At 43.4% G+C, this 8,363-nt stretch carries 5 protein-coding genes and 4 tRNA genes; all 9 read right to left on the bottom strand.

What is annotated here, in order from left to right:
- Window positions 1–492: 492 nt before the first annotated feature.
- Window positions 493–567: transfer RNA gene (locus J5X94_RS10265), tRNA-Thr, on the bottom strand.
- A 103-nt stretch (window positions 568–670) separates the two neighbouring features.
- Window positions 671–744, bottom strand: a tRNA-Gly gene (locus J5X94_RS10260).
- An 84-nt stretch (window positions 745–828) separates the two neighbouring features.
- Window positions 829–912, bottom strand: a tRNA-Tyr gene (locus J5X94_RS10255).
- Window positions 913–979: 67 nt separating this feature from the next.
- Window positions 980–1,055 (bottom strand) — tRNA-Thr (locus J5X94_RS10250).
- Window positions 1,056–1,248: 193 nt separating this feature from the next.
- On the bottom strand, window positions 1,249–2,745 hold the full coding sequence (locus J5X94_RS10245) for an anthranilate synthase component I family protein (RefSeq protein ID WP_210541183.1): 1,497 nt from the start codon (window positions 2,743–2,745) through the stop codon (window positions 1,249–1,251).
- Between the two features lie 195 nt (window positions 2,746–2,940).
- Window positions 2,941–4,281 carry an FHA domain-containing protein gene (locus J5X94_RS10240; RefSeq protein ID WP_210541182.1) on the bottom strand — a complete coding sequence of 447 codons (1,341 nt, stop codon included), beginning with the start codon at window positions 4,279–4,281 and terminating at the stop codon, window positions 2,941–2,943.
- A gap of 79 nt (window positions 4,282–4,360) precedes the next feature.
- Window positions 4,361–5,215 (bottom strand): RsiV family protein, encoded by an 855-nt coding sequence (locus tag J5X94_RS10235; RefSeq protein ID WP_210541181.1) that lies wholly within the window; start codon window positions 5,213–5,215, stop codon window positions 4,361–4,363.
- Window positions 5,216–5,528: 313 nt separating this feature from the next.
- A complete protein-coding gene (locus J5X94_RS10230) occupies window positions 5,529–7,124 on the bottom strand; it encodes a peptide chain release factor 3 (RefSeq protein WP_010201724.1) in 1,596 nt (531 codons plus the stop codon).
- A gap of 190 nt (window positions 7,125–7,314) precedes the next feature.
- On the bottom strand, window positions 7,315–8,220 hold the full coding sequence (locus J5X94_RS10225; RefSeq protein WP_210541180.1) for a hypothetical protein: 906 nt from the start codon (window positions 8,218–8,220) through the stop codon (window positions 7,315–7,317).
- Window positions 8,221–8,363 lie beyond the last annotated feature (143 nt).

Genomic DNA, 8,363 nt, shown 5'->3' with positions numbered 1-8,363 from the left:
CCGATGGTACCGACGTTGACGTGTGGCTTGCTGCGTTCAAACTTGGCCTTTGCCATGGGTATTTCCTCTTTTTTTGGTGAATCTTTATCAGTCAAAGATCGATGAATAGCTGTTTGACGGCTTATGATACGTACAAAACCATCAAACCGTTGACGCTACGGCTTATCTACTAAAAATTACTTTATCGTGTTGCTGCTAAATGCTTTAGTACAATATGAACACCGTACTTTTATATGCAGGCATTATACCTACTTTTCAATCACTAACTTTTCAAGCATTACGCTGTATTATACAACATTGTCATTACAGTATTTTTTTGTTAATGCAATTGATTTAGAAATTGACAGCACTAAAAGGCAACACCTCAGTGTCACCCTTAAATTTTTATTTACTGTACCAATTTTTTATTGTTTTCAATATTCTATAATTTCGATATCGACATAAAGCTATGTGTTAAAGTAGCAAAGCAAACATAAAAGGCTAAATAATAAATGGAGCTCATATCGAGAATTGAACTCGAGACCTCTCCCTTACCAAGGGAGTGCTCTACCGCTGAGCTATATGAGCGTATGCTAAACATCTTTGAGCTGCACTAAAAAAAATATCACGATACAGTAGTAATAATAACTGTCGTGATGAATGTTTAATAGTTTTTGCGATTGTGCCTATATGGAGCGGGTGGCGGGAATCGAACCCGCGTCATTAGCTTGGAAGGCTAAGGTGTTACCATTATACCACACCCGCATTTACTCTTATTCAAACCAACTCTAATCGAGAGTCGTTAAGTATATCGAGCATGCTTGGCGCTATGACAAACTTAAAAAAATATGGTGGTGGGAGAAGGATTCGAACCTTCGAAGCTTTCGCGACAGATTTACAGTCTGTTGGGTTTGACCGCTCCCCAATCCCACCTTAGGTTGCTTTGAACAAAAATGGCTTTAATTCAAGACATATTCATAAAAAGCTACTTTGAGAGAGATGGTGCCGACTGCCGGGATCGAACTGGCGACCTACTGATTACAAGTCAGTTGCTCTACCAACTGAGCTAAGTCGGCTTGTTCTCTCAAAGTGGTGGCTATTCTATCAAATATTTGGACAGACGCAAGCTCTTTTTCATGTTTTTTCTAATTATTTTAATAATAATATTCAAGACATTGATTATATTGCTATTTTTTTCAGATAAAAATTCAAGCTTGATGGCTCTTTATGCTTGCGACTCTTATTTTTGCGATACGACTGACAATATCGCTAACGAATATACAATCCATTACAGGCCATTTTTACCGCTTTTACCAATATAAGTGCTTTTTTATTGGTTTCATCCCACTTCGCCTCTGGTACAGAGTCGGCATTGATCCCTGCCCCTGCTTGGATATGTATTTGGCCACGGCGCATCACTGCTGTTCGAATAGCGATAGCCGTATCCATATTCCCATTCCAGCCCAGATATCCTACTGAGCCCCCAAACACTGTTCGACGCACCGGCTCTATTTTGTCAATGATTTGCATGGCACGAATTTTAGGTGCACCTGATAATGTACCAGCAGGAAAGGTAGCGCAAAACACATCTAGCGTATCTTTATCAGGCAGCACCTTGCCCTCAACATTGGACACAATATGCATGACTTGTGAATAACGCTCGATAGACATCTTTTCAGTGATTTTCACACTGCCATTTGTACAGACACGGCCAATATCCTCGCAGCTTAAATCAATAAACCTTAAATGCTCGGCAGTCTCTTTTTCATCGTTGAGTAGCTCTTGCTCGAGTGCTAGGTCTTCTGCTTTATCTCGGCCACGCTTACGGGTACCAGCCAGTGGACGCACCGTCACTTTGCCGTTTTCGATACGTGACAGGCTTTCAGGAGAAGCGCCAATAATATCAAAACGCTTGTGATCATCAAGCGTATAGCCATGTACCAAAAATAAATAAGGTGATGGATTAAGGTATCGTAGCGCACGATAGACAGCCAGTGAGTCACCTGTATAATCCGCCGTCAAACGCTGTGATGCGACCACTTGCGTCACAGCGCCTTCTTCGATGTGAGCTTTTATCTTTTTGACGTCGCCAACATACTTTTCTACACTTGTCTGCGAGGTAAAAGCTGGAGTCGGCATAACTGGCGCAGATAAATTTGACGGCTCTGCCAACTTCTCTTCGATTTTTTCTAGCTCACGTATGGCCATGCTATAACCATCCTCAGCCTGACAATCAGCATAAACAATAATTGATAAAGTACTTTCTAAATTATCAAAGACAATGACGCTCATTGAGAGCATCAGCCACATATCTGGCATTAACATCGGATTAGGCGCATCAGACAAGCCTACACTAGGCTCAATGACCCGCACCATGTCATAGCCAAAGTAACCCACCAAACCGCCACTGAAGCTCGGTAATGTGGGAATATCTTTAACTGTTGGCATCTGGTACTGAGCCATTAACTGACGAATATATTCAAATGGATTTTCTACTGACTCGGTGTCCGTATGATCGTTTTTTTTGGTCGTCATACTACCGTCAGCATACTGTACAATCAGATCACTACCCAAGCCTATCATAGAGTATCGTGCCCAGCGCTCACCACCTACCACGGACTCAAACAGATAAGCAGAACCATTCAAATCACGTACTTTAGAGAATACCGACACGGGCGTTTGCGCATCCATCAAACGCTTTTTTACCAAAGGGGCATGACTAAAGCCTTGATTTTTGAAAGCTTGATATTCTACAAAGGTCATCATAGTAGCTGTCTCTTAACACAATATTGGCAAAAGGCCATAAATTTAAAAGCAATCTTAAAAAGAGAGTAAAAGTACAATTAAAATATAGCGTCAACACTCTCATGAACGTTGACGCTATAGAACGCTAGTTATAAGTATAAGGACGTTAGCCTTAATTCATCTCAGCATGACATGATGGACATGACAAAGCTTGGCTTATACACCGCCCATATTGAACAGCCATAGCGCTAAGCCAATGATAAGAATGACGGCAAACACCCATATAAACCAACCACCGCTGGGCTTCTTCTCTACGTATCCAGCATTGGCAGGGTTATCAACGGCTTGATCCATGGCATTATTACCTTCGGTACCGAGATCGTGAGCCTGTCCTAGATTGGCCGTACCTGAAAACTGAGCAGTTGCTGCTTGCTTAGCACGTAAGACATCCGGATCAGCCTCTTCCTGCAGTTCAGTTTTGGTGGTTTTGTCATGCTCTGCACGGTCTAATGCTGGTTGCTCGACAACGGGCTGTTTGGCTAAAGGCTTTTCAGTAGCTAAAGGCGTCTCAGCAACAGGCGTCTCAGTTATTGTTTCTTTAGGCATGACCTCTTTAGACATGGCATTCTCTTGCTCAGTAATGGGCGTCGGCTCGTCTAATGCGGCGGCAACTGGAGTCGCTTGCACAGGTGTGGTATCCACAGTATCTTTGGCGGTTAAGACTTCTTCAATCATCGTTTCTTTAACGACTGGAGTAGCTGCCTCATTAGCCTTATCAACCTTGCTTTCCGTAATATCCGCTGGTTGAACAGGTGTGCTATCCGAGCTATTCACTGATGACAACACATCTGCAATGATGGTTTCTTTCACGATAGGCTCAACCTCTACAGGCGGCTCAGGATGAACTTCTGGTGTATCAGTAGCCATCTCTGGTTTGTCAGCAACAGTCGGTGCTAGCTGCTCTTCTACGACGGGAGACGGACTAATCTCAGAGTCAATGGTTTTGGAAGCAACAGTTTCAGAATCAACACTGCTCGAATCGGCAACGCTAGACTCAGCATCATGGGTATTAGCATCATGGGTATTAACAGAATCTGATGCGAGAACTGGCGCAGCAGTAACATCAACGACAGGTTCGTGGTCGACTATCGGTTCTTCAGCGATGACTGGCTGCTCTACAGCTTCATCCACTACAGCCTCATTTACGACACTCAACGGCGTTACTCTGAAGGCAAAACTGGCAAAGCCAAGCGTATCATTGGCCTCAAGGTGCTTAGACTTATTGCTATCAATACGTTGCTCATTAATAAACGTACCGTTAGAGGAGTCCAGATCTTTGACGTACAGCTTACCGTTTAGTACGCTCAGCACCGCGTGATTGCGTGATACTTCCTTGCTGCCAAGTACGACGTCATTATCACTACCACGCCCCACAGACAAGCTGTCGCTCACAGTTAGTGCCAGATCACCCAGCGCTACTGTTAAGGCGTTGAGACGCCAAGTATCTGTAACTGTTGACTCTGTTGTCGCTACTGTATTTTCTACATCGCTCGTCATAACATCGCTCCTTAATTTATTATTAAATATTCAATGATTCTCTAAAATTTATGACTCATATTATTTCGGGATAAAACGGTTATTTGGGCATGAAACGCGGCTTGATCACACCACCAAGCTTACTGTAAGGGATACTTAAGACTGGCATTCCATAAGCATAAGGCCCAATAGAATAATGTTGATAGCGAATATCGACGCCCTTATCCGTCAATGTGACGTTATCACTCAAGGTAAATGGCCAGTTCTTCTCATAGCTGCTCAAGTCATTATCGACCGTTTTTACCCACGTTTTATAAGCAGCGTAAGCTTGCGCCTCAAAACGTGATTTTTTGCCTGTCTGCAACATATCTGCCAGTTGGATTTGTTTTTTGCTGCTGGCATCGAATATTAAATACTCACTATAGGGCATGCCATGCGCGCCACCTGTAAACACATACGAGTTGATTTCAAACAACTCAAAATCACTCACATGCCCCAAATAATCAGGCGTGACCATCAAATTATACGACCCTGAACTGTCGTTTGGCATATCTATAAATTGTGAGCTTGCAAAGTCATCGATAGCTGCCTTGACAATGGCTGGCGTCGCTCTGGTATTAATAGATGCTGACTCGGTCGGTTTACTATTGACGACGAAATGATTGATACAGGCATTGGTAATACCGTTTATCCAATCATGATTGGTTTTGAGATACTTAATCTCGATCTCTGGACAATTCTGTCGTTCGGCACATTTCTCTTGCACATCGTTGGGCAACTCATAATCCAAATAATCGGTACTGCTAATGAGATTACCCGCATTAGCTGACATCGCCATTGCCCCAAATAGTAGGCCAGTCACTAACGTACCAACTCGGCGTAGACTGGTCCTTCTCAGTACTAACGACTGGTTGGCTTTTGGTGTGGCGCTACTAGATTGAGGTGTGACTGTCATAATTTTTTCCATAAAAAAACAATGGTTAATAATATAATGGTTAATAATATTCTACCGTAACTACTGTGATGTATTGTTGAAACACTGTTTGTGTTTTTGAGGTATTAATCTTTTGAAGTGCCAGTTTCAAAAGACTGGTTTCAAAGTGCCAGTGTCAAGGTGCTAGTTCCAAAGTATTGATGTATCGATGTTTATGAGAAGTAGCGATTTAATAATGGACTAAACGACAGGCAATAAAAAAGACACGGCTAGCGTGTCTTTTAAAAAATAGAAAATAGGTTTTGACCATTTACTCATACTTAAATAACAGATATTAATGCTCGCGAGTATTGCTAAAAGTCACTTCTGGATAACGATCTTGCATCAGCTGCAAGTTGACTCGCGATGGCGCAAGATAGGTCAGATAACCACCGCCATCGATTGATAACTGATCGTGGGCTTTTTTCTTAAACTTAGCCAAGGCCACATCATCATCGCAATGGATCCAACGTACCGTTGCAATCGATACTGGCTCAAAAATACATTGAACCTTGTATTCTTCTTTGAGACGATGCGCGACCACTTCAAACTGTAGCACACCCACCGCGCCCAAGATTAAATCATTGTTAATCTGCGGCATAAAGACCTGTGTAGCGCCCTCTTCACTTAACTGCTGTAGACCTTTTTGTAGAGCCTTGGACTTCAGAGGATCTTTTAGAACGACACGGCGAAACAATTCAGGCGCAAAATGAGGGATACCGGTAAAGTTTAGCTCTTCGCCTTCGGTAAAGCTATCACCAATAGAAATCGTCCCATGATTATGCAGACCAATAATATCACCCGGATAAGCCTCTTCTAGCGCTTCACGGTCACCGGCGAGAAAGGTCAGTGCATCCGCAATACGCACGTCTTTACCCAAGCGTACATGCTTCAGCTTCATGCCCTTTTCGTACTTACCTGAGCACACGCGTAAGAACGCAATGCGGTCACGATGACGCGGATCCATATTGGCCTGAATCTTAAAGACAAAACCTGTAAAGTCTGTCTCAGATGCTGAGACTTCACGCTCAGTAGTCGGATGGGCTTTTGGGGGCGGTGCATATTTCACAAGGGTATCGAGTACCATATTGACACCGAAGTTACCCAGCGCCGTACCGAACAATACTGGCGTCATCTCACCCGCTAAAAATGCCTCTTCGCTAAAGTCTTCTAGCGCCATTTGTACCAGTTCAAGCGACTCTTCAAAAGCATCAAACATCAGCTTCCCAAGACGCTCGCGTATGTCCGGATAATCATAACCGTCACGGGTCTCAGAGACCGTCATCTTGCCGCCATTACCTTTTTCGTAAAGGTAAGTCTTATTTTCGGTCAAATGATAGACGCCAACGAAATCCTGCCCCATACCAATCGGCCACGTCAATGGAATACACTTAATCTTAAGTACCGTTTCAATTTCACTCAGCAGCTCAAGCGGCTCACGAATCTGACGATCTAGCTTGTTCACAAATGAGATAATCGGTGTGTCACGCATGCGGCAAACTTCCATCAATTTGATGGTTCGTTCCTCGACGCCTTTCGCACCATCAACCATCATTAGCGCGCTATCGACAGCGGTCAACGTACGATAGGTATCTTCACTAAAGTCAGCGTGACCCGGAGTGTCTAGTAGATTGACCATATGGTCTTGATAAGGGAACTGCATGACTGAAGTGGTGATAGAAATACCACGCTCCTGCTCCATACTCATCCAATCGGACGTGGCATGACGGTCAGTTTTTCGGCCTTTTACTTCGCCAACCACCTGAATCGCTTGACCCCATAGCAGCAGCTTTTCGGTCATGGTGGTCTTACCCGCATCGGGATGCGAGATAATGGCAAAGGTGCGGCGTTTGGCCACTTCTTTGTTCAATTTCTTTGGATCTACGCTCATAATTTTTGGCTTCAACCTTAACTTCAAAAAGGCTGTCTCTTAGACAGTAACTTTCTTTTGGGTATTAATTTCAATAAATAAAATAAATAATGGGCGTATTGTAGCGGATTTAGCGTGAGGGTGCAGAATTAGCGCATAAAAAAACACTCTCTAGATCGTTAAATAGAGAGTGTCAGTCATTTTTTGGAATTTAATAATAGCGCGTGATTTGCGCTGCCAAGAAGTCCCCTGCCACCTCATTGACTATCGTACAGTCAACGACACCGCGCACACTGTTGGTATTCGGGTCAATGCGGCCTTGCGCCACATAATCGGCTTCATAAATATCATTATCATATTCAACACCATTGTATCGATAAGCGGGCTGGTTGTTAAACTCAAAAAACGTCACTTGCGCCGCTTTTCGGTCGTTGTCAAAACCCACCCCAAAGCGCGAGGTGCTAAAGTCTCTATCGTCGTTAAAACGTTCTTCGGCCGCGTCAATCCATCTGTTTAGCGTACTATAGCCCGTTTTATTCCTGTCACTAAAGGCCAAAAACGAGCGCTCGCTAGTGACAACAGGAATATAGCAAACCGAGCCAACTGGGAACGTCACATTAGCTGGGATATTGAGATAGTTGTTCAAATCAGTAATGATGCCGCGGCTGTTGTCTCTATTGGTGCCAGAACTATAACTACCAGCGTTCAAACCTGCTAAATCAAGGGTTTTATAGGTGATCTCATAGTTCAATTTATTGTTGCTGTTTGTCTCATAAATAGGACGTTTAACCGTGCGACCATTGACTTCAATATCGTTATTTTCCAGTCTGCCTTCAAAATCATCTGCCAGCACGGTTCTGTCTAAGTTATTAAGACTTTGGTTGTTGTAACTGTTGACCAGATTTTTTATTTTTATTTCACGTCCACCAGTACGGTAGGTCTGTTCGATTCGCGCAATGGCGCTCGCGTTGGCTTGGTTGTCATAGCTATTAGAAAAGCTCGTCAGCGTAATTTTATTGCCGCCTGAACCGTAGACACCGTCATCGTCTTCGCCACATCCCACGAGTGCCATCGCGAGCAAGGATAAGGTCATAGGCAAAAATACTGTTGCTTTCATAATAAGGTGTCCTTACGGTTAGGATGTTTTGCACATCTCTGCTGATAATGTTGGTATGAAATTGGTATGAAAACCATGTTACTAGTTTACATCAATGTCGCCATGACTTATATATTTAAAGCCATTAATTGTGTAGCAGGGCT

The organism is Psychrobacter sp. K31L (assembly GCF_017942195.1).
GTDB classification, from domain to species: domain Bacteria; phylum Pseudomonadota; class Gammaproteobacteria; order Pseudomonadales; family Moraxellaceae; genus Psychrobacter; species Psychrobacter glaciei.
Note: the sequence above shows the minus strand (reverse complement) of the source record. Positions and strands in the feature narration are given on the sequence as shown.